At 70.9% G+C, this 25,384-nt stretch carries 25 protein-coding genes; 10 read left to right on the forward strand and 15 right to left on the reverse strand.

Annotation, left to right across the window (positions count from 1 at the left end; all coding sequences use genetic code 11):
• Window positions 1-291: 291 nt before the first annotated feature.
• Together ACFFF6_RS00005 and ACFFF6_RS00010 are read right to left on the reverse strand one after the other, a co-directional pair.
• Complete coding sequence (locus ACFFF6_RS00005; RefSeq protein WP_376977055.1) at window positions 292-894, reverse strand: response regulator; 603 nt, start codon at window positions 892-894, stop codon at window positions 292-294.
• Window positions 891-1,283: a sensor histidine kinase gene (locus ACFFF6_RS00010; protein ID WP_376977057.1), complete on the reverse strand. Its 393-nt coding sequence runs from the start codon at window positions 1,281-1,283 to the stop codon at window positions 891-893. The genes ACFFF6_RS00005 and ACFFF6_RS00010 overlap by 4 nt, the downstream gene beginning before the upstream one ends.
• A gap of 42 nt (window positions 1,284-1,325) precedes the next feature.
• Between ACFFF6_RS00010 and ACFFF6_RS00015 the strand changes: the two genes are divergently transcribed.
• Complete coding sequence (locus ACFFF6_RS00015) at window positions 1,326-1,616, forward strand: hypothetical protein (protein WP_376977059.1); 291 nt, start codon at window positions 1,326-1,328, stop codon at window positions 1,614-1,616.
• 13 nt (window positions 1,617-1,629) lie between these two features.
• On the opposite strand, the gene ACFFF6_RS00020 is transcribed toward ACFFF6_RS00015, so the two are convergent.
• Window positions 1,630-1,860 (reverse strand): hypothetical protein, encoded by a 231-nt coding sequence (locus tag ACFFF6_RS00020; protein ID WP_376977061.1) that lies wholly within the window; start codon window positions 1,858-1,860, stop codon window positions 1,630-1,632.
• Window positions 1,861-2,015: 155 nt separating this feature from the next.
• Between ACFFF6_RS00020 and ACFFF6_RS00025 the strand changes: the two genes are divergently transcribed.
• A complete protein-coding gene (locus ACFFF6_RS00025; RefSeq protein WP_376977062.1) occupies window positions 2,016-2,594 on the forward strand; it encodes a small multidrug efflux protein in 579 nt (192 codons plus the stop codon).
• 54 nt (window positions 2,595-2,648) lie between these two features.
• Here the strand turns inward: ACFFF6_RS00025 and ACFFF6_RS00030 are convergent, their stop codons facing one another.
• From ACFFF6_RS00030 to ACFFF6_RS00045, 4 genes are all read right to left on the reverse strand, one after another.
• The gene (locus ACFFF6_RS00030) at window positions 2,649-4,061 is read right to left on the reverse strand and encodes a glycoside hydrolase family protein (protein WP_376977063.1); all 1,413 of its coding nucleotides are present in this window, start codon (window positions 4,059-4,061) and stop codon (window positions 2,649-2,651) included.
• A gap of 90 nt (window positions 4,062-4,151) precedes the next feature.
• Window positions 4,152-4,961 (reverse strand): carbohydrate ABC transporter permease, encoded by an 810-nt coding sequence (locus ACFFF6_RS00035; protein WP_376977064.1) that lies wholly within the window; start codon window positions 4,959-4,961, stop codon window positions 4,152-4,154.
• Between the two features lie 10 nt (window positions 4,962-4,971).
• Entirely contained in the window at window positions 4,972-5,880 is a 909-nt protein-coding gene (locus ACFFF6_RS00040) for a carbohydrate ABC transporter permease (protein ID WP_376977066.1), read from the reverse strand.
• Window positions 5,877-7,145, reverse strand: coding sequence for an ABC transporter substrate-binding protein (locus ACFFF6_RS00045; RefSeq protein ID WP_376977067.1), 1,269 nt, complete (start codon window positions 7,143-7,145; stop codon window positions 5,877-5,879). The genes ACFFF6_RS00040 and ACFFF6_RS00045 overlap by 4 nt, the downstream gene beginning before the upstream one ends.
• 170 nt (window positions 7,146-7,315) lie before the next feature.
• Here ACFFF6_RS00045 and ACFFF6_RS00050 point away from each other — a divergent pair, with 170 nt between their 5' ends.
• A complete protein-coding gene (locus ACFFF6_RS00050; RefSeq protein WP_376977068.1) occupies window positions 7,316-8,359 on the forward strand; it encodes a LacI family DNA-binding transcriptional regulator in 1,044 nt (347 codons plus the stop codon).
• A gap of 9 nt (window positions 8,360-8,368) precedes the next feature.
• Here the strand turns inward: ACFFF6_RS00050 and ACFFF6_RS00055 are convergent, their stop codons facing one another.
• On the reverse strand, window positions 8,369-8,665 hold the full coding sequence (locus ACFFF6_RS00055; protein ID WP_376977069.1) for a putative quinol monooxygenase: 297 nt from the start codon (window positions 8,663-8,665) through the stop codon (window positions 8,369-8,371).
• Window positions 8,666-8,851: 186 nt separating this feature from the next.
• Here ACFFF6_RS00055 and ACFFF6_RS00060 point away from each other — a divergent pair, with 186 nt between their 5' ends.
• From ACFFF6_RS00060 to ACFFF6_RS00080, 5 genes are read left to right on the forward strand one after another with little or no spacing between them, the layout of a single operon-like run.
• Window positions 8,852-9,904: a LacI family DNA-binding transcriptional regulator gene (locus ACFFF6_RS00060; protein WP_376977071.1), complete on the forward strand. Its 1,053-nt coding sequence runs from the start codon at window positions 8,852-8,854 to the stop codon at window positions 9,902-9,904.
• The gene (locus ACFFF6_RS00065) at window positions 9,901-11,205 is read left to right on the forward strand and encodes an ABC transporter substrate-binding protein (RefSeq protein ID WP_376977073.1); all 1,305 of its coding nucleotides are present in this window, start codon (window positions 9,901-9,903) and stop codon (window positions 11,203-11,205) included. Before ACFFF6_RS00060 ends, ACFFF6_RS00065 begins: the two co-directional genes overlap by 4 nt.
• Window positions 11,202-12,125, forward strand: coding sequence for a carbohydrate ABC transporter permease (locus ACFFF6_RS00070; RefSeq protein WP_376977074.1), 924 nt, complete (start codon window positions 11,202-11,204; stop codon window positions 12,123-12,125). The genes ACFFF6_RS00065 and ACFFF6_RS00070 overlap by 4 nt, the downstream gene beginning before the upstream one ends.
• On the forward strand, window positions 12,118-13,008 hold the full coding sequence (locus tag ACFFF6_RS00075; protein WP_376977076.1) for a carbohydrate ABC transporter permease: 891 nt from the start codon (window positions 12,118-12,120) through the stop codon (window positions 13,006-13,008). The genes ACFFF6_RS00070 and ACFFF6_RS00075 overlap by 8 nt, the downstream gene beginning before the upstream one ends.
• Before the next feature lie 14 nt (window positions 13,009-13,022).
• Window positions 13,023-14,120, forward strand: coding sequence for a glycoside hydrolase family 172 protein (locus tag ACFFF6_RS00080; protein ID WP_376977078.1), 1,098 nt, complete (start codon window positions 13,023-13,025; stop codon window positions 14,118-14,120).
• Window positions 14,121-14,334: 214 nt separating this feature from the next.
• On the opposite strand, the gene ACFFF6_RS00085 is transcribed toward ACFFF6_RS00080, so the two are convergent.
• From ACFFF6_RS00085 to ACFFF6_RS00095, 3 genes are read right to left on the reverse strand one after another with little or no spacing between them, the layout of a single operon-like run.
• Entirely contained in the window at window positions 14,335-16,245 is a 1,911-nt protein-coding gene (locus tag ACFFF6_RS00085; RefSeq protein WP_376977080.1) for a heavy metal translocating P-type ATPase, read from the reverse strand.
• Window positions 16,242-16,616 (reverse strand): ArsR/SmtB family transcription factor, encoded by a 375-nt coding sequence (locus ACFFF6_RS00090; protein ID WP_376977082.1) that lies wholly within the window; start codon window positions 16,614-16,616, stop codon window positions 16,242-16,244. Before ACFFF6_RS00090 ends, ACFFF6_RS00085 begins: the two co-directional genes overlap by 4 nt.
• A 9-nt stretch (window positions 16,617-16,625) precedes the next feature.
• The gene (locus tag ACFFF6_RS00095; protein ID WP_376977083.1) at window positions 16,626-17,534 is read right to left on the reverse strand and encodes a DUF817 domain-containing protein; all 909 of its coding nucleotides are present in this window, start codon (window positions 17,532-17,534) and stop codon (window positions 16,626-16,628) included.
• Window positions 17,535-17,673: 139 nt separating this feature from the next.
• On the opposite strand from ACFFF6_RS00095, the gene ACFFF6_RS00100 reads away from it, so the two are divergent.
• Window positions 17,674-18,114: a HesB/IscA family protein gene (locus ACFFF6_RS00100; protein ID WP_376977085.1), complete on the forward strand. Its 441-nt coding sequence runs from the start codon at window positions 17,674-17,676 to the stop codon at window positions 18,112-18,114.
• A 202-nt stretch (window positions 18,115-18,316) separates the two neighbouring features.
• On the forward strand, window positions 18,317-20,050 hold the full coding sequence (locus tag ACFFF6_RS00105) for a DEAD/DEAH box helicase (RefSeq protein WP_376977086.1): 1,734 nt from the start codon (window positions 18,317-18,319) through the stop codon (window positions 20,048-20,050).
• Window positions 20,051-20,159: 109 nt separating this feature from the next.
• On the opposite strand, the gene ACFFF6_RS00110 is transcribed toward ACFFF6_RS00105, so the two are convergent.
• Genes ACFFF6_RS00110 through ACFFF6_RS00125 form a run of 4 tightly spaced genes read right to left on the reverse strand, consistent with a single transcriptional unit; the run spans window position 20,160 to window position 25,302 of the window.
• Window positions 20,160-22,142 carry a thiamine pyrophosphate-binding protein gene (locus ACFFF6_RS00110; RefSeq protein WP_376977088.1) on the reverse strand — a complete coding sequence of 661 codons (1,983 nt, stop codon included), beginning with the start codon at window positions 22,140-22,142 and terminating at the stop codon, window positions 20,160-20,162.
• 9 nt (window positions 22,143-22,151) lie between these two features.
• Window positions 22,152-23,054: a carbohydrate ABC transporter permease gene (locus tag ACFFF6_RS00115; protein WP_376977090.1), complete on the reverse strand. Its 903-nt coding sequence runs from the start codon at window positions 23,052-23,054 to the stop codon at window positions 22,152-22,154.
• Window positions 23,051-23,971 carry a carbohydrate ABC transporter permease gene (locus tag ACFFF6_RS00120; RefSeq protein WP_376977091.1) on the reverse strand — a complete coding sequence of 307 codons (921 nt, stop codon included), beginning with the start codon at window positions 23,969-23,971 and terminating at the stop codon, window positions 23,051-23,053. Before ACFFF6_RS00120 ends, ACFFF6_RS00115 begins: the two co-directional genes overlap by 4 nt.
• Window positions 23,972-24,012: 41 nt before the next feature.
• On the reverse strand, window positions 24,013-25,302 hold the full coding sequence (locus tag ACFFF6_RS00125; RefSeq protein WP_376977093.1) for an ABC transporter substrate-binding protein: 1,290 nt from the start codon (window positions 25,300-25,302) through the stop codon (window positions 24,013-24,015).
• Window positions 25,303-25,384 lie beyond the last annotated feature (82 nt).

Consider the following 25,384-nt stretch of genomic DNA (forward strand, 5'->3'; position numbering starts at 1 on the left):
CCCCGACCCCTGTCCGGTCCGGGTGATCCACGAACTCTGCACGGTGAGGCCCCGGCCCACAAGACCACCGCAACCCACCACCCTCATAGGGTCTGACCCAGCGGGACGGCGCGCTGGCTGCTGATGACGAGGAGCCGCAGCTCCGTCAGGCTTTCGCCGTCCTGGCCCCCGCGCGGAAGCAGTCCTGGCTGGAGGCGCAGCTGCTGCGCCGGCGATCGACCACGAGGGCGCGCATAAGCGGATGCCGGCATACACCTGATCTGACGCGTCGCCCCCGTCGCCCCGAGCGGGTCAGATCCACCCCCGCTCCTCCGCCATCGCGACGGCCTGCTGCCGGTTCTCCACTCTCAGCTTCCCGAGTGCGGCGGAGATGTGGTTGCGCACCGTCCCGGGGGCCAGGTGCAGGGCCTGTGCGATCTGCCGCGTGCTCTGGCCGCCGCGACCAGCGCGCAGCACGTCCAGCTCCCGGTCGGTCAGCGGGGAGCGCTCGTCGCTGAGGGCATCGGCCGCGATCTCGGGGTCGACGTAGCGGGCGCCACCGGCGACGCGGCGGATCACCGCGGCGACCTCGTCGGCCCCGCGCGACTTGGGCAGGAATCCCGCCGCCCCGGAGGCGAGGGCCCGGCGCAGCACCCCGGGGCGGGCATGCCGGGTGACGATCACGCAGCGGGTCGCGAGGCTGCGGCGCAGCTGCTCGGCGACCTCGACGCCGTCCATCCGCGGCATCTCCAGGTCGAGCAGGCACACATCGGGCCGCAGCCGCTGCGCCTGCTCGAGGGCATCTGCGCCGTCGGCGCATTCGGCGACGACGTCGATGTCGCTCTCGAGGCGCAGGAGTGCCGCGAGGGCGGAGCGGATCATGCCCTCGTCATCGGCCAGGAGCACGCGGATCATCGAGGGCTCCCTGCCGGATCGGGGACGGTGGCGACGAGGGCGAAGGTGCCGTCCTCCTCCCGCACGTCGAGGGCTCCTCCACTCTCCTGGAGGCGTCGGTCGATGCCGGCGAGGCCGGTCCCGGAGCCGGGCATGAGCGTCGGCGCGGCGGGCGCGACCGGCAGGTCGTTGACGATCTCGTATCGCCAGGAGGCTCCGTCGAGATGGAGCGCGAGGCGCGCCCATCGGCCGCCGCCATGGCGCAGGACGTTGGTGGTCGTCTCGCGGATCACGGGGCCCAGCACGTGAGCGGGCGCGCGCGGCACCTGAGGTGCGACGTCCAGGTCGACGTGCGCCCCGGCGGCGCGCAGCAGGTCCGCGGCGTTGGCGAGCTCGTCCTCGAGCGGCACGGAACGGAACCTGGCGGCGAGACCGACACCAGCGGCAGCATCATGACGAGCAGGACCAGCTGGTACCAGCGCTCCCCTGCCTGCGCGGCGGGGCCCTGGCGGGAGTCGATGGCGACGAGCGCCACCAGCAGCACGGTCACCGCGATCGCGAGGCGAAGCCGCATCCCCGGCGGCCAGTTCAGCAGCAGCAGGATCTGGACGAGGGGCAGCACTGCGATGATCCACAGCCCTGTCGCGAGCCCCGCCGCGCATCCCGGCAGCACCGAGGCCGTCAGCGGCCCGACCGCGCGGGGCCAGCGCAGCAGCGGCGATCCGGGGGTGCGGCGCCGGTAGTCGGCCAGGACGATCAGCCCGGCGGCGACCCCCAGGCGATGCCTGCGAGGCCGATGCCCAGCTGGAGGGCGCGTCCGGTGCCGCCCGCGGCGAGCCCCGCGACGATCAGCAGCACCAGGCAGAGCTCGAAGAAGACGATCCCGCTAGCGACGTACCACCAGGTCGCGGTGACGCTGCGCCGCAGCGGCAAGGACCGGGCTCGATCCTCTGCGGCCTGCGCGGCAGGACGAGACACGTCGCTCATGCGGCCACGCTACAGCCATGACATATGTCAGGGTCCGGGCGGGTGTTCCACCCGGGCGTCGATGACGCGGGAGCACTTCTGCGCAGCGCTCACAGGCAGTGGACTGGAGACATCCCCCGGGACCGGCCCGGTCCCCGAGAACTCAGGAGCACCTCATGGACCTCATCGACCATCTCCAGAACCTGCTGGGCCACCTGCCCGGGCCGCTGCAACCGCTCGTGTCCGCGCTCGCGGGCATGATCCCCTTCGTCGAGGGCGAGGGAGGTGCCGCGATCGGGATCCTGGGCGGCGTCCCGCCCATCGTCGCGGCTCTTGCCGCGATCGCCGGGAACTTCCTCGTCGTCGCCGTGCTCGTCCTCGCGAGCTCCGGGGCGCGTCGGGCGGTCGTCGCCCGCAGCCGCCGCACGGTCCGCACGGAGGTTCCGGCCGCCGTCGGCGCCGACGGAGCTGCGGCGGTCGATGCCGAGGGGGCCGATGCGCTCCCGGAGAGCTCGGACGTGTCTCCGCGCGCCGCCGCTCGCCGTGAGAAGTTCCAGCGCGCCTACGAGCGCTTCGGCGTCCCGGGTGTGAGCCTGCTGGGCCCGCTGCTGCTGCCCACCCACTTCACCGCGACGATGCTCGCCGCGACCGGGGTCCGCAAGGGATGGATCCTGCTGTGGCAGGGCATCGCGATCGTCGGCTGGACGACGCTGACGGCCCTCATCATCACCGGAGTCATCACGGTCGTCCGATGAGGGCCGGCGCCGTGCACCTGCTCGAGGTGCACGGCGCCGGCTGCCCGTGACGCCTCAGCTGGGCTTCGCAGCTGCGGTGGAGAGCACGGTCGCGCTGACCTCCGCCTCCCCTTCGATCACCTCGAGCAGGACCGCCGTCCCGGCCGGTGCCTCGAACCGGGTGCTGAGGGCGACGTCGTCGACGTACAGCACGGCGATGTCCGCGTCGAGCACGAGCTGCAGGCGGTGCTCGCCCCCGTCCGCGATGTCCGGCAGCGGCCGATCGAGTCCGCGGCTGTCCAGCTGGCCCCACGGCCAGTTGGGCCGCTTGTCGAACTCGAGCCGTCGCTCGTCGATGATCAGGGAGAACTGGTAGCCCACCCCTGTCGCGCGGTCCTCGCCGAAGCGCAGGTTCACCTCGCGGGTGCCCGGTGCGACGCGGATCGTCGTCTCGAGCAGGCAGGGCCGCGGCGCGGTCTCGGCAAGGAGCTGCTCGGCCCTGCCATCGGCCCGGGAGAGGGCGAACGGCGCGGCCGCCGCCACCTCGGTGCCGCGGAGATGCCGCTGTACGGCATCGGGGATCTTGGTGCCCAGGGTTCCGTCCTCGCGCACGACGACCTCGTGGACGACGAGGGTGCCGCCCCACTGCCAGGTCCGGGTGTCGTCGTCCTCCCAGCGGGTGGCGACCCAGCCGACAAGGTAGCGGTGCTCCCCGTCCGAGACGGAGCGTGCCGCGTAGTAGGGCCTGCCGTCGAAGGCGTCGTCATCGGTGGCCTCCCAGGGCCCGTACAGCGAGCGGGAGCGACGGTAGACCGTCGTGGACTTGTCGCTGTACTCCGTCACGAGGTGGTACCACCAGTCGCCCTCGCGGAAGACGTCGGGCATCTCATGCATGGTGAACAGGCCCGGGGCCCAGAAGTCGCCCTGGAACTCCCAGGTCTCATGGTCGCTCGAGGTGAAGTAGACCGTGGAGCCGCTCAGCTGGGTCTTGGGCCCGGCCTTGCGGGTGCCGAGGATCATCACCCACTGTCCGGCGTCCTCGTCGTAGATGACCCAGGGGTCGCGCCAGTCGTCGGGGTCATACCCGTCCTGGGGCGCGACCAGGGACCTGTCGGTCTTGCGCCAGTGGATGAGGTCGTCGCTCTCGGCGATCATGAGGACCTGCGAGGGCTTCCCCTCGTCCGCGAAATGGTCGCGGTTGTAGCCGGTGTACATCGCGTAGAAGGTGCCCTCGGCCTCGAACACGGAGCCGGCATAGATGAACTGGTCCTGGTCGTGCTCGCCGCCGCGGACGATCGCCTCCCCCAGGTCCTCGTACTCCACGAAGTCGGTCGTGCGGACGAGGTGCCAGCCGAAGGGCTCGCAGTCCGGCAGCGGACCGGGGTCGCGGCCGTCGCGCTGATGGAACAGGTAGAAGGCGCCGTCATGGAAGAACGGCATGCAGTCGCCGAACCAGGTGCCGGGATGCTGGTAGTACACGTCGGGCATGGTGCTGATCAATCCTTCGATCGGGGTCGGGTCAAGGGGACCGGAGCCGCGGCTCCGCTGCGACCCGGCGCGCTGGGGCGCCGGACCGGGTCAGATCCGCGTGCCGCCCAGGCTGGAGGCGAACACGCGCTGGAAGGCGAGGAAGACGATGACGGTGGGCAGGGAGACCAGCAGCGCACCGGCGAGGACCACCGGCGGGCCGACGGTCCCGTAGGCGCTCTGCAGGCCGGCGAGGGCCGCCATCACCGGACGGATGCTCTCGCTGTAGCTGAGGGTGATGCCGAACAGGAGCTCGTTCCACACCCACACGAACTGGAAGATGAAGGCCGCGGCGAGCGCGGACCGGCTCAGCGGCAGGAAGAACCCCGTGAAGATGCGCCACCACCCCGCACCGTCCAGCTGCGCGGCCTCGGCGATCTCCGACGGGAGGGTGAGCATGTGGTTCCGCAGGATGAAGAACGAGAAGGGTATGCAGGTGGCGACGTAGATCAGGAGCAGCCCCAGCCGGGTGTCGTAGAGCCCGCTCTCGGCGTATCCGGTGAACAGCGGCCGCAGGAAGGCCTGGGCAGGGAAGAGGGAGCCGGCATAGATGACCCAGAACCACAGGACTCGCCGCCCTCCGGGGATGGCGGTGACCGCGAAGCCGGCGACGGCCGCGACCAGGACCGCGAGGAGCCCGGCGATCACCGCGTAGGCGAGGCTGTTGAGCATGGAGGGGCCGAGCTTCGCGGCGTCCCAGGCCGCCGCCATGTTCGCGAGGAGCGCGGCCCCGCCCGGCACCCAGCGGGCCTCTCCCGTGTAGGCGTCGCTGGGGGTGAAGGCATTGACGATGATGAGGTAGGACGGGACGAACCAGATCACGGAGATCAGGACGACGGCGACGGAACGAAGAGTCTTCATGGAGTGCTCCTCAGTGGGTGCGCAGCTGCTTGCGCAGGTACGCGACGGAGACGGCGACGACGATGATCGTCAGGACCACGGCGATGGCGGCCCCGGACCCGGGGCGCTGCAGGACGAAGCTCTGCCAGTACATCGAGACGGCGAGGGTCTCGGTGGCGCGCCCCGGACCGCCGTTGGTGAGCACCCAGATGAGGTCGAAGGCCTTCAGTCCTCCGGCGAGGCTGATGCCCATCACCACCGCGGTCGAGGTGCGCAGCTGCGGCACCACGATCAGTCGGAATCGGCGGATCCCGTCCACGCCGTCGAGGGCCGCGGCCTCGATGGTCTCGCGGGGGATTCCCTGCAGGCCGACCAGGTAGAGGATGACGGCGACGCCCGTGGCCTGCCAGGAGTTGGCGATGATCAGGGCGATCGTGTTCCCGGGCCAGTTCAGCAGCCAGGGCTGGGCGAGCGTCCCGAGGCCCAGGCCCCGCAGCAGGGAGTTGAGAGCCCCGGAGTCCTGCAGCACGAAGTTCCACACCACGGCGACTGCGGTGCCGGACAGGGCGTACGGCAGGACGATCGACAGGCGGGCCAAGCGGCCCCAGGGCACCGAGTTCGTCAGCGCCGCGATCGCGAGGCCCAGGCCCACGGGTATCACGACCGTGCCCACGAGCCAGAACAGGGTGTTGACGCTGGACAGGACGATCACCGGGTCGGTGACCAGCCGGGCGTAGCTGGCGAGCCCCGCGAAGCCGGGATCGGTCACGGAGTCGTCGAGGAAGCTGCGGCCGACTGTGATGGTGAAGGGCAGCAGCGCGAGCAGTGCGACCAGGAGGACGGCCGGGGCGAGGAAGGCGAGACGAGGCGCCCCGCGGACGAGGCGGTCGCGTCGTCGCTGCGCGGCGAGTGCGGCCTGCGGATCGAGGATCGTGCTCATCGGGTCGCCTCCTGCCAGTAGGACCACTCGGACTCGGCCTTGCGCTGCAGGGACTCGAGGACCCCGCGCGGGTCGGAGGGATCGGCCATGAACCCTCCGAGGTCCTGGGTGACCCCGACCACCAGCGGGGGTGGCGAGTTCTCCCAGTACCGGTTCACGACGTCGACCCCGTCGTCACGGATCATGTCCTGGAGCCGCTGGCTGACCGGATCGGACCAGGTGACCTGGAGGTTCGCGCTCGAGCCGTTGAGGAAGTCGGACCAGGGCTGCTGCACGTCGGGGGCCAGCCAGGACGCCATGGCCTCGGTCGCCTCCGCCAGATGCCGAGACCGGTCCGGGACAACGAGTCCGGCGATCTCCGTGACGACGGTCGGAGCGGGAGCCTGCACGGCGGGCAGGAGGAACGCGTCGAACCCGCTCCCGGACTCCATGCCGGCGAGCTCCATCGACTGGGTGCTCCAGCTCACGGGCGTCGGCTGCATGCCGATCTGACCGGAGGCCAGCATCGAGGGGAAGTTGTCGCCGACGGAGTCGGCGCTGGTGTGCAGGCCCTGGCGGATCATGTCCTGCCACAGCTCCATGAACCCGATGGCCTGGTCGTCCAGGAAGCTTGCCTCATTCCGGCACAGGGCGCGGTACCACGGCGCGTCGTAGGCGGCAGCCAGCATGCTGAACCAGTTCGCGACCGGCCAGATGTTCATCTGGGTCGTGCCGATCGGCGTGACGCCGTCGTTCTTGAGGGCGTGGCACACGGCGAGGAAGTCGTCCCACGTCGTCGGCGCCTCGAGGCCCAGCCGTCCGAAGACCTCCACGTTGTAGAACATCACGTAGTAGCCCTGGATCAACGGCATGCCGTAGATGCCGCCCTGATATGTGAAGTCCTCGCGCATCGCGTCGTCGAGCCACCCCGCCGCGACGGAGGCGTCCCAGGCGCTGCTGAGCTCGGCGAGGGAGCCGGCGCGGGCGAGATCGCGCATCCGGTACCCGCTTCCCCACTTCACGAGATCGGGAGGGTTCTTCGTCTGGAGCAGCGAGCGGATCACCTGCTCGTACGAGGACGCGTTGGGGATGGTCTGCGGAGAGAGCCCCCAGCCCGTCCGCTCCCGCAGCACGTCGCCGGCGGCGAGGTAGCCGGGCTCCCAGGACGCGGCGTCGTTGAAGAACTGCAGGGCGTCCCCTGGGATCGTCTCGGGCCCGGCGCAGGCGCTGGTGGCGCCGGCCAGTCCGAGCGCCCCGACAGCGCCCAAGAAGCTGCGTCGTCGCATGCCTCTTCATCCTCCTTGATCGATGGTCGATGTCCTCGCGAAGGTCTCCCCCGTCGCTATGACATCCTTGTCGCCAGTCTCCGGTCGGCACGGCTCCCTGTCTGCGGCGCCGAGGGCCGCATCAGGTCCGGAGACCCACCCCCTCGCGACGAAAGGCCAGATGGCACCGTATGACACCGTTGTCTGATCCGCGTCCGTCAGCGGGTCCGCGCGCAGCTGCGGACCGGCCCCCGACCATCCGGGACGTCGCGGCGCGCGCCGAGGTGAGCATCAAGTCCGTCTCCCGCGTCCTGAACTGCGAGAACTACGTCTCGGATGCTCTGCGGACTCGGGTGCAGGAGGCCATCGACGCCCTGGCGTACCGGCCGAACCCCGCGGCTCAGAACCTCCGCAGCACCAGCTCGGGCTCGATCGCCATGGTCGTCGAGGACATCTCGGAGCCCTTCTTCTCCCAGCTCGCCCTCGCCGTGGAGCACACCATCGCTCCTGGCACGATCGTCATCGTCTCCTCGACGATGGGCGACCCGAAGCGGGAGGCGGAGACGCTGCAGGCGCTGGCGGCACGACAGATCGATGGCATCATCCTGGCGCCGACGCGTGCCCCGCGGCCCCGGCTGCTACGCGCCCTGGGGCGGACGGCCGTGGTCTGCGTGGACCGGCCCGTCCTCGGAGCGCAGACGGACCTCGTGCTCTCGGACAACGTCGGCGGCATGCGGCGCGCCGTCGAGCACCTCCTGTCCCAGGGGCACCACCGGATCGCCTACCTGGGCGACGCGCCAGAGGTCTTCACCCAGCGCGAACGGCTCAGCGGCTACCGCGACGCCCTCGCCGCACGCGGCATCACCCACGATGCGGCGCTCGTCTACGAGCACCGTCCGGACCCCGCGCGGATCGGCCGTCACCTCACCTGGCTGCGGAGCACTCCCGATCCTCCGACGGCGATGGTCTCGGGCAATTCGCTGACCACCCTGGCCATGCTCCGCGCCGGCTTCGATGCGGGGACCGACGCGTTCATCGCCTTCGACGACTTCCCTCTGGCCGAGGTCGTGCACGGAGGGGTGAGCGTGGTCGCGCAGGACGCGGAGGCGCTGGGCGCTCAGGCCGCCCAGACCCTTGAACGACGCATCGCGCATGACTCCGCCCCCGTGCGCAGCACCCGGATCGAGACCCGCCTGACCCTGCGCCGAGGCGATCCCATGCCCGATGGCGCCTGACGTCCCCCGTCAGACGAGTCGGCGCAGCATCGTCAGACGCGACCCCGCCCCGTCGAGGACGTCCTCGAGGGCGGCGTTGAACGCGGCGTTCCGCGGATCGGCGAGATGAACCTCGAATGCGGCCGGGTCCTCATACCGCTCGACCACGAGGATGCGCGACGGCTCGCCATCCGCCGCATACACCTCGAACCGGAGGTTACCGGCCTCGCTGCGCACCTCCTCGGCGTACTGCGCGAGCAGGTCCCGGACGGCGTCGACCTCCCCCGGCGTGACGTCGATGGCGGCGATGAGATCCACGTGCTCCATGAGGGTTCCGTTCCCGAGGTGCTGAGGCAGGAGGGCAGCCGTCCCTCGGCGTCCCATCCGGCGCAGGATAGCGGACCAGCAGGTCGGATCATGATCCCGATCACCTTCCGCCCGCCCGTTGCGTCAACCGATTGACGCCCCTACCGTCCGTCATCAATCGATTGACGACGACCGGAGGGAGCAGCCATGGTGCGGATGCGCGACATCGCCGATCACCTGGGCATCTCGGTGTCCACGGTGTCGCTGGCGATGAACCGGAAGGACCAGGGGCGGGTGAACGCACCGCTCGCGGAGCGGATCCGGGCGACCGCGCAGGAGATGGGCTACACGCCGAACCTGCACGCCCTGGGGCTGAAGCTCAACAAGAGCCACGCGATCGCCCTGATCTGCCGGACCAGCCCGGACGACCCGTTCCTCTCGGCGATGACCGGCGGCGCGCAGGCCGCGGCGACGGATGCCGGCTACATCCTCATCACGATCCCGGTCTCCTCCGCTCCCGGCGCGGAGGCGGAGGCGATCGAGACGGCGCTGCAGCGCGACGTGGACGGGATCGTCTTCGCCGCGGACTTCTACCGGCGCCGCAGCATCCCCGGCGTCCCGGACTCGACGCCCTTCGTGTTCCTGGACTGCGTGAGCACGGGCGCGAACCCGGTGGTCACGGAGGTGATCGCCGACGAGGTCCAGGGCTCCTTCGAGGCGACCGCGCATCTGCTCGCGGCGGGGCACACCCGCATCGGCTACATCGGGGTGGACGACGACCGCTACCTCGCCCGGCACCTGCGCGAGCGCGGCTTCCGTGCGGCGCTGCGCGAGCACCTCGGCTCCGGGGCCGCCCCGCTGATCGTCAACGCCGCGGACCCCTCCATCTCCGCCGGGGAGCAGGCCGCCCACCAGCTCTTCGAACGGGCGGGGTCAGAGCCGCCCACGGCCCTGTTCTGCTTCTCGGACCGCACCGCCTTCGGCGTCGCCCAGGCCGCCCGGGCCCGGGGTCTGCGCCTTCCCGAGGACCTCAGCATCGTCGGCTTCGACAACGTCGAGTACACCTCCGAGTTCTTCAGCCCGCGCCTGACGACCGTCGAGCTCCCGCACCAGCGCATGAGCGCCGAAGCGGTGCGTCAGCTCGTCCATCGGATCGAGCATCCCCGCTCCGATCCCCTCCGCATCACCGTCCCCTGTCCGCTCATCCACCGTGATTCCGTCCGCCCCGCTGTTCCTTCATCAGAAAGGCTCGAACGATGACGTTCACCCGTCGACAGACCCTCGGCGCGCTCGGCGCCGCCGCCGCTCTTCCCGCCCTCGCCACCGGGCTCACCGCCTGCGGCTCCTCCGGCGAAGGGGACGGGAAGTCCCTCAGGATCCTCCAGTACGAGGATCCGACCTCCGCCCAGGGCGAGGCCTGGAAGCGCGCCCTCGAGCTGTTCCAGGAGAAGCATCCCGATGTCGAGGTCGACTTCCAGCAGACCAGCTTCGACGCCGTCCGCCAGAACGCGAAGATCACCCTCGCCGGGAACGACGTCCCGGACGTCATCGAGTTCAACAAGGGCAACGCCGACGGCGGCCAGCTCGCCGCGCAGGGCCTGCTCTCCCCGTTGACCGACGTCGTGACCGAGCGCGGCTGGGACCAGAAGGTCGGCGAGTCGATGCGCTCCTTCGCCCAGTACGAGGACGGCATGGCCGGCTCCGGCGACTGGTACGGGATCCCGAACATCGGCGAGTACGTCACCCTCTTCCTGAACGAGGACCTCCTCGCCGAGCACGGCGTGAGCGCGGACTTCACGGACCTCGACGCGCTCGAGGCCGGGATGGACGCCCTGCTCGCCGCCGGCATCACGCCGATCGCGAGCTCCGCCGCGACCAGCCAGGGCTTCAACCAGATGTGGATCTGGTACTCGCTCGTGTGCGCCTCCGCGTCCCGCGAGGAGATCGACGACTTCATGTTCGTCCGCGGCCCGGTCGACTTCTCCTCCGGCGCCTGGAAGGAGGGCACGGAGCGGTTCCAGGCGTGGATCGAGCGCGGCTACGTCGGCACCGGGATCTCCGGTCTGAACTTCGAGCAGGCGACCGTCAACTTCCTCAGCGGGAAGGCCGCGATGGTCATGTGGAACCACGGCGTGTTCCATCGCGCGATCTCCGAGGCCGATTTCGCCTGGAGCTGGATCACCATGCCGGGCGCGCACCTCGTCATGGGCTCCTCCGGGCACCTGTGGGGCGTCCCGGAGCGGGCGAAGAACAAGGAGCTCGCCTACGACTGGATCGACATCACCCTCTCCCCCGAGATCCAGGACCTGATCGGTGAGAAGGGCGGGCTGCCGATCGCCGGGGATCCCGCGACGATCACCGATGAGCGCATCCGGGCCTACACGGAGGGATTCGTGCAGCTCATGGATGACAACGAGCTCTCCTACTACCCGGACTACCCGGTCGTGGGCTTCCTGGACTTCATCCAGGAGCACATGCAGAAGATGTCCAACGGGAACGAGACCGCCGCGCAGTTCCTGGACGCGCTGCAGACCTTCTACGACGAGGGGACCGCCCGGTGACCGCCGCCTCCCCTCTCGCCCCGGCGCGCCCTCGGTCCCGGCCGCGCGAGCGCTACTGGCCCTACCTGGTGCCGATGACCGCAGGATTCCTCGTCATCGTGCTGATCCCGCTGCTCGCGAACGTGGGCATCAGCCTGTTCGACTGGCGCGGCGGGGCCTCGGACATGGAATGGGTGGGCCTGCGCAACTACACGGATCTGCTGTCCGATGAGCTGTTCTGGCGCTCGTTCCAGAACTCGCTGCTCATGATCGTCGCGATCGTGGTGGTCCCGACGCTCGCGGGCCTGGTCCTCGCGGCGCTCCTGTTCAACCTCGTCGCGCCCCGGTACGGCAGCCGGATCGCGAGCTTCCTGCGCGGCAGCTTCTACCTCCCGCAGATCCTGCCGATCGCGGTCGCGGGATTCATCTGGAGCTGGGTGATGAACACCGACGCCGGGGCCGTGAACTCCTTCCTGCGCGGCATCGGCGTGCAGGACCCGCCGGACTGGCTGGGCGACCCGCGGATCGCGATGCTCACCGTGATGCTCATGATGGTGTGGCTGCAGCTGGGATATCCGCTGGTCATCTTCATGGCGGCGCTGGGCCGCGTGGACCCCTCCCTGTACGAGGCGGCGGATCTGGACGGCGCCTCCTTCGGGCAGCAGCTGCGAAGGATCACGATCCCGGAGATCCGCCCGGAGATCTTCATCGTCTCCCTCACCGCGACCGTCGCCGCGCTCAAGGTGTTCGCGCCGATCCTCATCCTGACCGGCGGCGGACCCGAGGGCTCCACCGTCGTCCCGTCCTACTACGCGTACCGGAACTTCTTCGAGCTCTCGGAGGTCGGGTACGGCTCCGCGATCGCGACCGTGATGGCGGGCGTCATCCTCGTCGTCGCCCTCGTGATGCTCTGGTTCCAGAGGAGGACCGAGAATGCCTGACACCCTGCTCGCCGACCGCTCCCCCGCGCAGGCCGCGCCTCGCGGCCGAGGCCTGCCTGCGCGGCTGCGCCCCGGCTCCGTGCTCGTCCTGGGCCTCACGGTCCTGGCCGCGCTCGCGGTGCTGGCGCCGTTCCTGCTGGTCGTGCTCAACGCCTTCAAGAGCCCGGCCGACTACTCGACCCACGGGGCGCTCGCCTGGCCGCAGCATCTGGACCTGGGGCCGGTCCGCACGTACCTCGAGATCGTCGACTTCCCGCGGGCGCTCCTGAACTCGGTGGTCATCTCGAGCCTCGTGGCGGCGGGCGGCGTCCTGCTCTCGCTGCTGGCCGCGTACGCGATCGGCATCGGCCGGATCCGCATGCGCACCGGGGTCCTCGCGATCCTGCTGCTGGCGACGATGATCCCGCAGGAGGCGCTCATCTACCCGCTGTTCTACCTCGCGCAGGCGACGGGGACGCTGAACACGATCTGGTCGGTGACCATCATCTTCATCGTCCTGCAGGGCGCCTTCGGGACGTATCTGCTCTCCGGGGTGCTGGGCACGTTCCCGCGGGAGCTGCTGGAGGCCGCACGCGTCGACGGCGCGGACCGGTGGCGGATCCTGTGGAGCATCGTCACCCCCGTGCTCCGGCCCACCCGGTCGGTCCTCATGGTCTTCTTCTTCATCTGGACGTGGAACGAGTTCTACATCCCTGTCGTCCTGCTCAGCGATCAGAGCGCCCAGACCATCCCGATCGCGCTGGCGACCCTGCGCGGCCAGCACACCGTGGACATGACGGTCGTCAACGCCGGCTCGTTCCTGTCCCTCGTCCCCACCATCGTCTTCTTCCTCATCTTCCAGAGGACCCTGAGCAACGGCGTGACCGCCGGTGCCGTGAAATGACCCGAGGAGCTTCCTTGTTCGAGATCGTCGACCCGACCCGCATGCCGCGCGGCCTCACCTCCCGCAGCTTCAACGCGGAGAACCCGCAGGGCCGCAAGGGCGTCGCCGCCCAGTCCGCCTCCCGCCTGGGCGTGGGCCGCAAGGGCTCCCCCGCCACGGACCTGCGTCCGGGTGAGGAGCTGGTGCTCGCCGATGTGGAGGGGCCCGGCGTGATCCGGCACATCTGGATCACCTGCGCCGCCATGACGGAGACGGACCCCTTCGTCTACCGCAACCTGGTGCTCGAGATGACCTGGGACGATGCGGAGGAGCCCTCGGTGATCGCCCCGCTGGGGGACTTCTTCTGCTGCGGCGGAGCGGTCTCCAGCCGCGTGGACTCGCTGCCGATCGTGGTCGCCCCCAACTCCGGCTTCAACAGCTTCATCGCCATGCCGTTCCGCAGCCGCGCCCGGATCGTGGTGCGCAGCGAGCATCCGGATACGGTGCGCGGCTTCTTCTACCAGGTCGATGCGACCACCGGCGACGAGCTGGGCGAGGACACCGGGTACTTCCACGCGCAGTGGCGGCGCTCGAACGGGGACCTCGCCCGGGGGCAGGACCATGTCGTGCTGGACGGCGTCCGGGGACGCGGCATGTACCTGGGGACGTTCTTCTCGCTCACCTCCCTCGAGCGGTTCTGGTGGGGCGAGGGCGAGCTGAAGTTCTTCGTCGACGGCGATGACCGCTGGCCCTCGCTCACGAGCACCGGCCTCGAGGACTACGTGGGCGGCTCCTGGGCCTTCCAGGACGGCCTGCAGAAGAATCCCGAGCCGGTCCCGCAGACCTATTCGAGCCATTCGCTCGGCTTCACGCGGGTCGCCACGAAGGAGTCCACGAAGTTCTCGAACTATGAGCGCGCGATGCCCCCGCAGTTCGACATGTACCGCTGGCACCTCGTGGATCCGATCCATTTCGCCTCCGATCTGCGCATCACCCAGCAGATGATCGGCGACTGGGACGGCGGCCTGTTCGAGCGCTGCGACGATCTGGCGACGGTGGCCTACTGGTACCAGGACCGGCCCGTCGGGGTCGGCGGGTACATCGGCTCGCGCCAGGAGCGCCGGCCGCGCTGATCCGCAGCGCACGTCCCGCTCGCGGAGGGGCTCCGGGGAGGGCATGGTCGCCGGGAAGACACGTACATCACGTCCATGATGTACGGCTTTCCCGAACGCACCCTGCCTTCCCCGCGATCCCTCTCGCCTCCCCCGCCCCGGTGCCCGCCGGTCGCGGTGATCGGCGAGCTCGCCCTCCTGCTCGCGGCGGCCGTCCTGTTCGGCTGTCGCACGATCATGCCTCTGTGGGTGTATCCGCCATGGCTGCGGCCCGCGCGGGCGCAGGACCGGGAGCGGATCCGCGCCCGGAGGACGGGCCCGGGATCAGCCGCGCGGAGTTGAGGATGAACGCGGTCTCGCTGCCGACGTGGATGAACGCGGCGGCGACCGGGGACAGCAGCCCCGCGGCGGCGAGGCCCATGCCGATCAGGTCGATCACGATCGTGCCCACGAAGTTCGCGATCACGATGCGGCGGGCCCGCCGGGCGACGTGCTGGGTGCGGACCAGGTCGTGCAGGTCGGAGCTGATGAGGACGACGTCGGCGCTCTCGCGGGCGATGTCGGTGCCCGATCCCATGGCGATGCCGACCTGGGCGCGGGCGAGCGCCGGTGCATCGTTGACGCCGTCGCCGACCATCGCGAGGCGATGCCCGGCGGCGCGCTCGGCGTCGATCGCGGCGAGCTTCTGCTCCGGCAGGAGCCCGGCACGGACGTCCTGGATGCCGAGCCGCGCGGCGACGGCGCGGGCGGTGGCCTCCTGGTCGCCGGTGATCATGAGGGTGCGCAGCCCGCGGCGGTGCAGCGCGGCGACGGCGTCCTGGGCGCTGTCGCGCAGCGCATCGGCCAGCAGGATCGTCCCGGCGTAGGCGCCGTCCAGCGCCACGTGCACGGCGGTCGCCGCCTCCTGCTCCGGGAGGGCCTCTGGTGCATCGGCCACGAGGGCGCGGCTTCCGGCGGTGACGGTCCGCCCGGCGACGCGGGCCCGCACGCCCTGGCCGGGCAGGTAGACGAAGTCGGCGCAGGGGCCCACCGGAAGATGCTGCGCGCGGGCGTGCGCGGTGATGGCCCGCCCCAGGGGGTGCTCGGAGTAGGACTCGGCGGAGGCGGCGAGGACCAGCAGCCCTTCCTCGTCGACGTCCCCCGTCGCCTGCACGGCCAGGACGCTCGGCTCCCCCGTGGTGAGGGTTCCTGTCTTGTCGAAGACGACGGTGTCGACGCGGGAGAGCTCCTCGAGGTGGGCGCCGTCCTTGACGAAGGCGCCGGACCGGGCGATCCGGGCGATCGCGGCGAGGACCGCGAGCGGGGTGCCGGCGGCGATGCCGCAGGCCCCGGCGACGACGACCACGGAGATGGTCGCGGTGAGGTCGCGGGTGATCGCGAAGGTCAGGGCGGCGCCGGCGAGGGCGAGGTACACGAGGGCCGCCGCGAGCCGGTCGGCGAGGCGCTGGACGGGCGGCTCGGAGGCCTGCGCCTGCTCGACGGCGGCGATGATCCGACCGTAGGGGGAGTCGGCGCCCACGCGCTCGGCGCGGATCTCGAGCGCGCCGACCTGGTTGATCGAGCCGGAGGGCACCGCGTCCCCGGGGCCGATGTCCACGGGCAGCGGCTCCCCGGTGATGCGGGACTGGTCTGCGGCGGAGCGCCCGGCGACCACGGTCCCGTCCACCGGGATGCTGCCGCCGGGGGCGATGACGAGCACGTCCCCGGGGGCGACCTCGGCGAGGGCGGCGGTCTCGACCTCGCTGCCCCGGCGGCGCTGCACGGTCTGGGGCAGGAAGCTCATGAGGTCGGTGAGGGCGTCGCGTCCGCGGTCCATCGAGAGGTCCTCGAGGATCTCCGCGGCGAGCACGAAAGCGGTGATGACCAGAGCTGTCGTCCATTCTCCGATCGCGGCCGCGGCGGCGATCGCGATGAGCATCGACAGCTCCATGCTCATGCGGCGGTGGCGGACGTCCTCGAGGGCCTCGGTCGCGATGGGCCAGCAGCCGACGACGATCCCGACGACCGCGAGGATCGGCACGGCAGGCCAGGGCCCGGTCAGCCCGAGGCCCACCGCGAGCGCGCAGACCGCGACGAGGACGGTGCGGGCGAGGTCGCGACGGTCGATGCGACGCCACAGGGACTCGCGCTCCGCGGCCTGGGTCATCGCAGGTCCTCGGGGGCCGGATGGGCGCTGCCGTGGTGGGCGGGCGCTGGGTCCAGGACGTGCTGGGCCTGGAAGACGGCGTGGGCGACGAGCTGTCGGGCGTGCTCGTCGATCAGCCGGTAGAACGCGCGGGTGCCCTCCTGGCGGGGCTCGACGATCCGTCCCCAGCGCAGCTTGGCGAGGTGCTGGGAGATGACCGTCGGGGACTTCCCGATCCGTTCGGCGAGCGCGCCCACGGACATCTCCCCCTCGCGCAGGGCGAGGATGATGCGGATCCGGGTGGCATCGGACAGGAGGGTGAACACCTCCGCCGCGACATCGGCGTACTGGCTGTCCGGCCCGAAGGTGCATCTCTTCGAATCTTCACTCATGCTTAGATATTAGGTGGTCCTCCCGCCGGAGGAAACCCGGATCACGTCCTCCTCCGCCCGCGGCCGGTACACCGCGGTCACGAGCACGACGGAGATCAGCATGAGCAGCAGCCAGGAGACCAGCTTCGCCAGCGGCACCATCTCCCAGCCCGCCTGCTGGTGGGGGTAGATCCATGCGCCCGCGCCGGTGCCGATGTTCTCCGCGACCCACAGGAAGAAGGCGACGCCGAGGAAGGCCAGCAGGATCGGCATCCGGTACCGCGTACCTCCGCGGTGGTTGCGGAAGCTCATGACGCACGGCCCGTACAGGGCGGCGACGGCGAGCAGCAGCACCCAGCGCGCATCGGGCAGGTAGTGGTGGGCGAAGAAGTTGACGTAGATCGCCGCCGCCAGCACCGCGGTCGCCCACAGCGGCGGATACCGGCGGAAGCGGAGGTCGAACAGGCGGAACACGCGCACCATGTACGAGCCGACCGCCGCATACATGAAGCCCGTGTACAGCGGCACCGCACCGATGCGCAGCATGCCGTCCGTCTCGTAGGACCACGAGCCCACCTGCGTCTTGAACACCTCCATCGCCGTGCCCACGACATGGAACAGGACGATCACCCACAGCTCCCGCCCGCTCTCGAGGCGGAGGGCCACCATCGCGATCTGCAGCGCGACCGCGGCGAGGACCAGGGCGTCGGCACGGACGAGCACCGCGTCATCGGGGTAGACGAGACGGGCCAGGACCAGCAGCGCGAGCATCGCGGCGCCGAAGATGCAGGCCCAGGCCTGTTTGAGCGTGAACACCGCCAGCTCGATCATGCCGCGTCGCAGCGGCCCGGCATCGGCGGCGAGGGCCTGCAGGCGACGTGCGGCGACCGCGTCGATCCGCGCCTCGAGCGGAGTCCCGCCCTCCCGGAATGTGCTCATGGCCTGAGCGTATGGCCGCATCGGAGCAGGGCCCGGGTCCGAACCGGGAAGATCCTGGGGAGAGGATGCGGACGCTTCGCGCAGGCGCCCGGGCACATCGCGGACATGAGCTGTCCTCGACCTGCCCGAGGATCGGGGCATGAGCACGATGCTGCCGCCCTTCACCGTCACGCTCGCGGCGATCTCCCGCATCGAGGAGCTCGGCGGGGCGTTGCTGGTCGACGCCGAGCCGGGCGGGTGCAGCGGGACCGCCTGGGTGTTCACCGTTCCCGGGGATGCGCCGCCGGGATCCCAGCGCTACGGCTGCCCAGGGGCGTACCTGCACGTGAGCACAGCGGCATCGGATCTGCTCGCGGACGCGAGGCTCGACTACGCCGTCAGGATCCGCCCGCCCCGGTTCCGGGTGCTGCAGAACCCGAACACACCGCTGACCTGCCCATGCCGCCGGTCCTTCGGTCGGGCGTGGCCGGGAGCCGGCGATCCTGCCTGCCGCCCCTACGAGCCGATGCCCTGGGACGAGGACTTCGTTCCGCCGGCGCGCTGGGTCCGGCAGACGGGCTGGCACCGCGCAGGCAGCTGAGGCCTGCCCCCGAACCTGCCCTCGGAGCGGAGGTGCTCTCGGCGGACTCGTACATGATGGACGAGCTCGCCGGAGAGTGGTCCCCGCGCAGGCACGGGGGCGAGCGGCGAGCCGGTGGGGTGCGCAGAGCGCAGCCCGGGGACGCGTGCGCGCACGGACCGCGCTCGACGCCCCGGCGGGACGGTCCCGGTAGGGTCGCGGGGTGAGCAGCACCCGCCGATCCAGCACTCGCGGCCGCCGCCGCTCCTCCCGCCGCACGGGGGCGCGGTCCGCACCCCGGGAGCTGCCGTTCGTGGGTCCCGGCGAGCGCCTGTGGGTGCTCGACGTCCCCTACGGGACGCAGGTCGAGGGCGCGTCCTGGCACCCCGCGGTGCGGATGCACCTGTTCGTGGGTCGCGCGCTGCCCGCGCACCTGCAGCCCTACGCCCCCGGCCCGCACACGCTGGGCCGCTTCCTCGAGAACTCCCTCAACCCCGGAGATCCTGCTCCTGTACCGCCGCCCGCGGAGGATCTCGAGCCGCGCCGGGCCCAGTTCGAAGCGGCCGATGCGATCGCGGAGCGCGCGGCCGCGGGCGGGCGGATGTTCCTGCTGGCCGATGAGCCGGGCGTCGGCAAGACGATCTCCGCTGTGCTGGGCGCGAGCGCCGTCGGCTCCCTGCGCGGCGCCCGACGGGTGCTGGTCGTCGCCGACCGCCCGGCCGCGATCACGATCGGTCACTGGTGCCGGAGCATCACCGCGCTCGGCGACAGCGGCCTCGAATGGGTCGTCATCACCTGGGATCGCCTCGAGAAGGTCGCGGACCACGACTGGGACGTGATCATCGCCGACGAGGCGCACGCGCTGCGCCGCACCTCCACCAAGCGCTGGAAGCTCTGGGCGCAGATCTCGGGCCACCGGAGCGAGCATGCGGCGGCGCCGTTCGTCATCGCGACCACGGCGACGCCCGGCCACACCCCGCTCGAGCTGCCCTACCTCGCCCCCGCCTACGCGCAGGCCCACGGGGAGCCGATGTCGCGGTGGGCCTCGGCCACCCGGCCGGAGGCGACCTTCGCCGATGCTCTCGAGCGGCATGGCATCGCTCTCGAGAAGGGCCGCTACGGCGCGACCTGGACGAGCGATGCGACCCGCCGCGCCGAGGACCTCGCGCGGGTGCGCGGCTGGCTGGCCGATGCACGTCCCGTCGCGATGCTGCACCGCGCGGCGCCCTGGGGGCCGGTGCCGATCTCCGGGATGCCGGTCGCGCTCACGCCCGCGGAGCACGCGGCGTACGAGGCCGAATGGGGCGAGTTCTGCCGCGAGATGGATCTGGCCCGGCGCGGCCGCTCCACCGCCAAGGGCCGGGCCGCGCTGCTGCGGTTCCGGCAGAAGGCGGGCCTGATCCGCGTGGACTCGACGGTCGCGTGGATCGCGCAGCAGGTCGAGGCCGAGCGCCAGGTGGCCTGCTCCGTCGAGTTCGTGGACACCGCCGCGGACCCGATCGTGGAACGTCTGCAGGACGCCGGGATCGAGGTCGCCACGATCTACGGCCGGGACCGCTTCGACGTCGAGGAGCAGCGGCTCCGCTTCCAGCGTGGGCAGGCACCGGTGTGCGTGTTCACCACCGTCGCCTCCATCAGCCTCCACGCCGGGGAGACCCTGCCCGACGGGGAGCAGGCCAGCCCCCTGCCGCGCGTGGGCCTGTTCCACCAGGCCCGCTTCTCGGGCATCGCCGGCCGGCAGGTCACCGGCCGCACCCACCGCGACCAGCAGGTCTCCCCCTGGCACATCGCCTATGCCGAGGGCACCGTCGAGGAGCAGGTGAGCAAGCTGATGGTGGAGCGCATCGCCGCCGCCTCCGACACCGTGGGCGGCGACACCGCGGGCCTCGGCGACGTGGCACGGCTGCTCGGCGCCGACTGGCTGCCGGCGGCGACGCTGACCGGGGACCGCGGCTGACGGGCGGTCGAGGACGAGGCCACCAGCCGGCACGGCAGCGCAGAGCTGCAGGGAGCACCATGGGCGGCAGGGCCGCGGCCGCGCGAGCGAGCACCCCTGCCGCCGAGGGTCACTGGATCGCCCGCTCGATCGCGCAGCACACCGCCGTCGCGGTCATCCCGTGCTCCGCCGCGACATCCGCGGCGGGCGCGGACGCCCCGAAGCCGCTCACGCCGATCACAGCGTCCCCGTCGCGAGCGATGCCGTACCAGCTCATCGGGTGGGAGGCTTCGACGCAGATCCGCGGCAGCGACGAGGGCGCGAGCTCCTCACGCCGATCGCGGGGCATGTCCCGGAACCGCTCGAGGTTGGGCACGGAGAGGACGCGGACGCGATGGGCGGCGCGCTGCGCGGCGTCCACGGCGGTGGTGACTTCAGCGCCGGTCGCGAAGACCACCGCCTCCGGCTCGTCCGCGTCATGGGCGACGTACGCACCGGCGGCGATGTCGTCCGGGGTGCGGAGCGCCTGGATCTGGTCCACCCCCGAGCGGCTGAGCACGATCGCCGCCGGGCGATCCGGGGTCGCGAGGACCTCTGCCCAGACGACCCGGGTCTCGAGGTCATCGGCCGGGCGCCACACCTCGAAGTCCGGGATGGCGCGCAGGAACGGGAGCACCTCGACCGGCTGGTGGGTGGGGCCGTCCTCCCCCACCAGGATCGAGTCGTGGGAGAAGACGTGGATCGCGCCCAGGCGCTGGATCGCGGACATGCGCAGCGCGTTCGCCTCGTAGGTCGCGAACATGAGGAAGGTGGAGCCGATGCCGCGCAGCACGGAGTGAGCGGTGATGCCGTTGGCGATCGCCCCCATCGCGTGCTCGCGCACCCCGAAGCGGATGTTCGCGCCGCGGCGATCGTCGGGACCGAAGATCCCCCCGTCGGCGAGCACGGTGCCGGTGGCTCCGGCGAGATCCGCCGAGCCGCCGAGGATGCCGACGTCGAGCCCCGGGAGCGCGGCGAGCGCGCGCGAGGAGGAGACGCGGGTCGCCACGGGAGCGGTGGGCGCGGGAAGCTCCAGGATGCGCTCCCGGGCCTCGGCGACCTTCTCGGCGAGCTCGCGGGCGTGTCGATCCCACGCCTCGCCCTGGGCCTCCTCCCACTGCCTGCGCAGGGCGGCACCGCATTCACGGACCGCCTGCCAGCGGTCGGCGACGTCGGCGGGCACCTCGAAGGGGCCGACGTCCTCCAGCCCGAGGGCGCGGACGATCTCCTCATGCTCCTCGGTCGTCGGCGCTCCGGAATGCGAGGCGGAGGTGCCGGCCCTCGGCGAGAGGAGCCCGATGACCGTCGGGACCCGGACCAGCGTCGGCCGACCGTCGCCCTGCTCGAAGGCCTCGTCCAGGCCCTCCCGCAGGGCCGCGCGGTCGTTCCCGTCGGCCACCTCCACGATCCGCCAGCCGAGCGCCGCGAAGGCGTCGCAGACGCCCTGGGAGCTCATCACAGATGATGCCGCGGAGTCGATGACGATGTCGTTGTCGTCGTAGCAGACGATCAGGCTCCCCAGGCGCTGCTCGGCGGCGAGCGCGGCCGCCTCGTAGGCGATGCCCTCCATGAGGTCGCCGTCGGAGGCGAGGACCACGGTGCGATGCGAGATGACATCGGCCCCGAGCTGCGCGCGCAGCGCGGTCTCGGCGATGGCGAGGCCGACCGCATTGGCCAGCCCCTGCCCGAGCGGACCGGTGGTCACCTCGACCCCGTCGGTCTCGCCGCGCTCGGGATGGCCGGGCGTACGGGAGTGCAGGGTGCGGAAGGCGCGGAGGTCATCGGCGGTGAGATCGTATCCGGCCAGGTGGAGGACGGCGTAGAGCATCGCCGAGCCGTGTCCGGCCGAGAGCACGAAGCGGTCGCGGTTCGGCCACTGCGGGGCGGTCCCGTCGAAGCGGAGGTAGCGGGAGAACAGCTCGTCGACGAGGTCCGCGGCGCCGAGCGGGAAGCCGTAGTGCCCCGAGCCCGCGGCGAGGACCTGTTCGACCGCGAGCTTGCGGAGGGTGTGGGCGCACCGGTCATCCAGGGCGGTGGCCGGAGCGGAGTCGGGCCGGGCGGTGGTGGAAGCCATGGGACGTGGTCAGCCTTTCGTAGCGCCTGCGGACAGCCCGGCCACGATGTGGCGCTGGGCGACGATGGAGAAGACGAAGATCGGCAGGCTCATGAGCACGGCCGCCGCCATCAGGCCGCCCCAGTCGATCGAGGCGTAACCGATGAAGTCGAACAGGGCCACCGGCAGCGTCTTCAGCCGTGAGGAGCCGAGCACCATGGAGAACAGCAGCTGGTTCCAGGAGAAGATGAAGCTCAGCAGCGCGGCGGTGGCGATCCCGCTGCGCACCACCGGCAGGACGATCCGGACGAAGGCCTGGGCGCGGGTGAGGCCGTCCATCGAGGCGGCCTCCTCGAGCTCTCTCGGCACGGTCGCGAAGAAGCCCATCATGATCCAGATCGTCATCGGCATGACGATGACGAGATGGCTGAGGATCAGCGAGGCATAGCTGCCCACGAGGCCGATGCGGGTGAAGATGATGTACCAGGGGATGAGGTAGATGATCCCGGGGAGCATGCGGATCACGAGCAGGACGAAAGCGGTCCTGTTCATCGAGTAGCGGGCGATGACGTAGGCCGCGGGCAGTCCCAGGAGCACCGCCAGCGCGGTGGAGCCGACGGCGACGATGAGCGAGTTCCATGCCGCCTCGACGAGGTTCGAGCTGGCGAGGATCGTCTCGAAGTTCTTCAGGGTCGGGGTGAAGACGAGCAGCCGGGAGACGTTGTTGATGTCCACGTTGGTCTTGAAGGCGGACAGCACCATCCACACCAGCGGCAGAGCGCACCAGAGGGTGAAGACGAGGATGACCGCTGCGCGCAGGAACGATGACGCGGAGCGCGGTCGGCGTCGACGGTGCACGGATCCTCCATCGGGGTCGGGGCAGACGGTGTCCGCCCGGCGGTCGGCGGCGGGTGCGGGGGCGGCGAGGGTCATCGCAGGATCGCCTCCGCGCGGTTCTGCACGATCGCGAGAGAGGCGGTGATCGCGACGACGATGAGGATGAAGCCCACGACGACCGATGCCGAGGAGCCGAAGTTCGTGTACTCGAAGGCCTGCACGAACGCATAGGTGTTCAGCGTCTCCGTGGCGAATCCGGGCCCGCCCTTGGTGGTCGCGTAGATGATGTCGAAGGTCTTGAGCGAGTCGACCAGGCGCAGCATGATCGCCGAGAACATCACCGGCAGCATCAGCGGGACGGTGATGTGGAAGAAGCGCTGCAGCGGGCTCGCGCCGTCCACCTCCGCGGCTTCGAAGGGCTCCTCCGGCAGGGCGGTGAGGCCCGCCAGCAGGATCAGCACCATCATGGGCGTCCACTGCCAGACGTCGATCACCATGAGCCAGCCGAGGGCAGCCGAGGGGTCCGAGAGGAACTGGTGGCCGCTGATCCCCACCAGCTCCAGGATCCGCGGGGCCAGCCCGATGCCGGAGTCGAGGATGAGCATCCAGGCCATCGCGACCGCGACCGGTGTGAGGACCACCGGGATGAGGGCGATCGTGCGGACGATCCCGTCCCCGCGGAACGGCTTGCGCAGCGCGAGAGCGACGACGTAGCCCACCGCCACCTCCACCACGACCGTGACGGCGGTGAACAGCACCGTGCGTCCGGCCGCGCCGAGGAATCTGCTGCCGGGCTCCACCAGGGCCGCGAAGTTCTCGAACCCGGTGAACCGGGGCGGGTTGAGCGCGGTCCCGCTCCACGCGGTGGTGCTCATGTAGAGCGTGTAGACGATCGGGAACGCCACCAGGGCGAGGCTCACGGTCAGCGCCGGCAGGAGGAACGAGATCCTGAATCTCCGCTCCTGCGCAGCGATGCCGGGCTTCCCGGTGGCCCGGACAGCGGCGGTGGTCATGACATCCTCCTTCGAGACTCTGGGCTCAGGCGGGACGCTGATCAGCTGATCCCGAACTCGGACTTCTCGGCATCGAGCAGCCCCTGGAACGTGGCGTTCGCGGACTCCGCCGCGGCGGCGATGTCCCCGCCCTCGATGGCGGTGGCGATCGCGGTGCCGATGGCGTCGCGGGCCTCGCCGACCTTGACGATCCGCGGACGGTCGTAGGGGATGCCGTCGGCGTTGCCCGCCTGGACCACGGCGATGACCTCCTCGGGGAACACCTCGGCCGTCTCGGGCGACTCCCAGGCGGAGTCGCGGGCGCCCATGACGCCCTTGCTCTGCATCGCCGCTGCCATCTCCTTGCTCGAGGCCCACTTCACGAACGCCCAGGCGATGTCCGGCTTGCTGGAGCCCGAGGCGATCCCGAGAGCCTGGGCGGGGACCACGCTGGTGTGCGCGGGGCTCGGGGCGTATCCGACCTGCTCCTCGGTGAGGGTGGAGACCTCGGGGTCGGTGAACTCGGGCCAGCGGTCGTCGCCTTCGATGTACATCGCGACATGCCCCTGCTGGAACTGCGCCGTGCCTTCTGCCCAGGACATGTTGAGCACGCCGTCCGGGCCCGACTCCCGCAGGATCCGGCCGTAGTACTCCAGAGCGGAGACAGCCTCGGGGCTGTTGATCGCGGCGTCGCCATAGGGCTCGCCGTCCACGTTCCAGTCGCCGTCGTGGGCGTACAGGAACTGCGCGAAGGTGGTGACGGCCTGCGCCCGCTGGCCGCGCAGGGCGATACCTCGCACCGAACTGCTCGTGAGGGCCGCCGCGTACTGCTCGAGCTGTTCGAGATCCGCCGGAGGGCCGGACAGCCCGGCCTCCTCGAAGAGGTCCTTGCGGTAGAAGAGCATCTGCCGCGCGGTGCCGAGCGGCACCGAGACGACCTGGCCCTCGCGCGAGGTGGAGGCCTCCCGGGCCGGAGCCCCGAAGTCCTCCCAGTCGTAGCCGTCCTCCGTCACGTACTCCGACAGGTCCAGCAGCCAGCCGTTGTTCTCGAACTGGGCCTGGTCCTGGAGCGGGCGGAAGAGGAAGACGTCGGTGTCGAAGTTCCCGGCGCCGTACTCCACGCGCAGCTGCTGGGAGACCTGGTCCTCGTTGAGAGAGGTGAGGTTGACGGTGACGTCGTGGGCCTGCTCGAACTCCGCGATCCGCTCCTCGAGGGTCGAGGTGATCGTGTGCGGTGAGACGAGGACGTTGAGCTCGCCCTCGGGGCTGCCGCCGCCGGCGCTCCCGCAGCCGGCGAGCCCGAGGCCTGCGGCGAGGGGAAGGGGGGCGAGGAGAAAGGTGCGACGCTGCATGGATGCTCCTTGGTGTCTCGGGCGCCGATCCTCTGCGACCGCGCCGCTCCGGAGAGGCGGACGAACCGTCTTGTAAGCCCGC

This window comes from Brachybacterium hainanense (assembly GCF_042434575.1).
Classification (GTDB): domain Bacteria; phylum Actinomycetota; class Actinomycetes; order Actinomycetales; family Dermabacteraceae; genus Brachybacterium; species Brachybacterium hainanense.

What these genes read in the sequence shown, in the direction of transcription:
- ACFFF6_RS00005 (WP_376977055.1), bottom strand. Translation starts at nt 894, where the DNA reads ATGATCCGCGTGCTCCTGGCCGATGACGAGGGCATGATCCGCTCCGCC.
- ACFFF6_RS00015 (WP_376977059.1), top strand. Translation starts at nt 1,326, where the DNA reads ATGACGAGCAGGACCAGCTGGTACCAGCGCTCCCCTGCCTGCGCGGCG.
- ACFFF6_RS00020 (WP_376977061.1), bottom strand. Translation starts at nt 1,860, where the DNA reads ATGAGCGACGTGTCTCGTCCTGCCGCGCAGGCCGCAGAGGATCGAGCC.
- ACFFF6_RS00025 (WP_376977062.1), top strand. Translation starts at nt 2,016, where the DNA reads ATGGACCTCATCGACCATCTCCAGAACCTGCTGGGCCACCTGCCCGGG.
- ACFFF6_RS00030 (WP_376977063.1), bottom strand. Translation starts at nt 4,061, where the DNA reads ATGCCCGACGTGTACTACCAGCATCCCGGCACCTGGTTCGGCGACTGC.
- ACFFF6_RS00035 (WP_376977064.1), bottom strand. Translation starts at nt 4,961, where the DNA reads ATGAAGACTCTTCGTTCCGTCGCCGTCGTCCTGATCTCCGTGATCTGG.
- ACFFF6_RS00040 (WP_376977066.1), bottom strand. Translation starts at nt 5,880, where the DNA reads ATGAGCACGATCCTCGATCCGCAGGCCGCACTCGCCGCGCAGCGACGA.
- ACFFF6_RS00045 (WP_376977067.1), bottom strand. Translation starts at nt 7,145, where the DNA reads ATGCGACGACGCAGCTTCTTGGGCGCTGTCGGGGCGCTCGGACTGGCC.
- ACFFF6_RS00050 (WP_376977068.1), top strand. Translation starts at nt 7,316, where the DNA reads ATGACACCGTTGTCTGATCCGCGTCCGTCAGCGGGTCCGCGCGCAGCT.
- ACFFF6_RS00055 (WP_376977069.1), bottom strand. Translation starts at nt 8,665, where the DNA reads ATGGAGCACGTGGATCTCATCGCCGCCATCGACGTCACGCCGGGGGAG.
- ACFFF6_RS00060 (WP_376977071.1), top strand. Translation starts at nt 8,852, where the DNA reads ATGGTGCGGATGCGCGACATCGCCGATCACCTGGGCATCTCGGTGTCC.
- ACFFF6_RS00065 (WP_376977073.1), top strand. Translation starts at nt 9,901, where the DNA reads ATGACGTTCACCCGTCGACAGACCCTCGGCGCGCTCGGCGCCGCCGCC.
- ACFFF6_RS00075 (WP_376977076.1), top strand. Translation starts at nt 12,118, where the DNA reads ATGCCTGACACCCTGCTCGCCGACCGCTCCCCCGCGCAGGCCGCGCCT.
- ACFFF6_RS00085 (WP_376977080.1), bottom strand. Translation starts at nt 16,245, where the DNA reads ATGACCCAGGCCGCGGAGCGCGAGTCCCTGTGGCGTCGCATCGACCGT.
- ACFFF6_RS00090 (WP_376977082.1), bottom strand. Translation starts at nt 16,616, where the DNA reads ATGAGTGAAGATTCGAAGAGATGCACCTTCGGGCCGGACAGCCAGTAC.
- ACFFF6_RS00095 (WP_376977083.1), bottom strand. Translation starts at nt 17,534, where the DNA reads ATGAGCACATTCCGGGAGGGCGGGACTCCGCTCGAGGCGCGGATCGAC.
- ACFFF6_RS00100 (WP_376977085.1), top strand. Translation starts at nt 17,674, where the DNA reads ATGAGCACGATGCTGCCGCCCTTCACCGTCACGCTCGCGGCGATCTCC.
- ACFFF6_RS00110 (WP_376977088.1), bottom strand. Translation starts at nt 22,142, where the DNA reads ATGGCTTCCACCACCGCCCGGCCCGACTCCGCTCCGGCCACCGCCCTG.
- ACFFF6_RS00115 (WP_376977090.1), bottom strand. Translation starts at nt 23,054, where the DNA reads ATGACCCTCGCCGCCCCCGCACCCGCCGCCGACCGCCGGGCGGACACC.
- ACFFF6_RS00120 (WP_376977091.1), bottom strand. Translation starts at nt 23,971, where the DNA reads ATGACCACCGCCGCTGTCCGGGCCACCGGGAAGCCCGGCATCGCTGCG.
- ACFFF6_RS00125 (WP_376977093.1), bottom strand. Translation starts at nt 25,302, where the DNA reads ATGCAGCGTCGCACCTTTCTCCTCGCCCCCCTTCCCCTCGCCGCAGGC.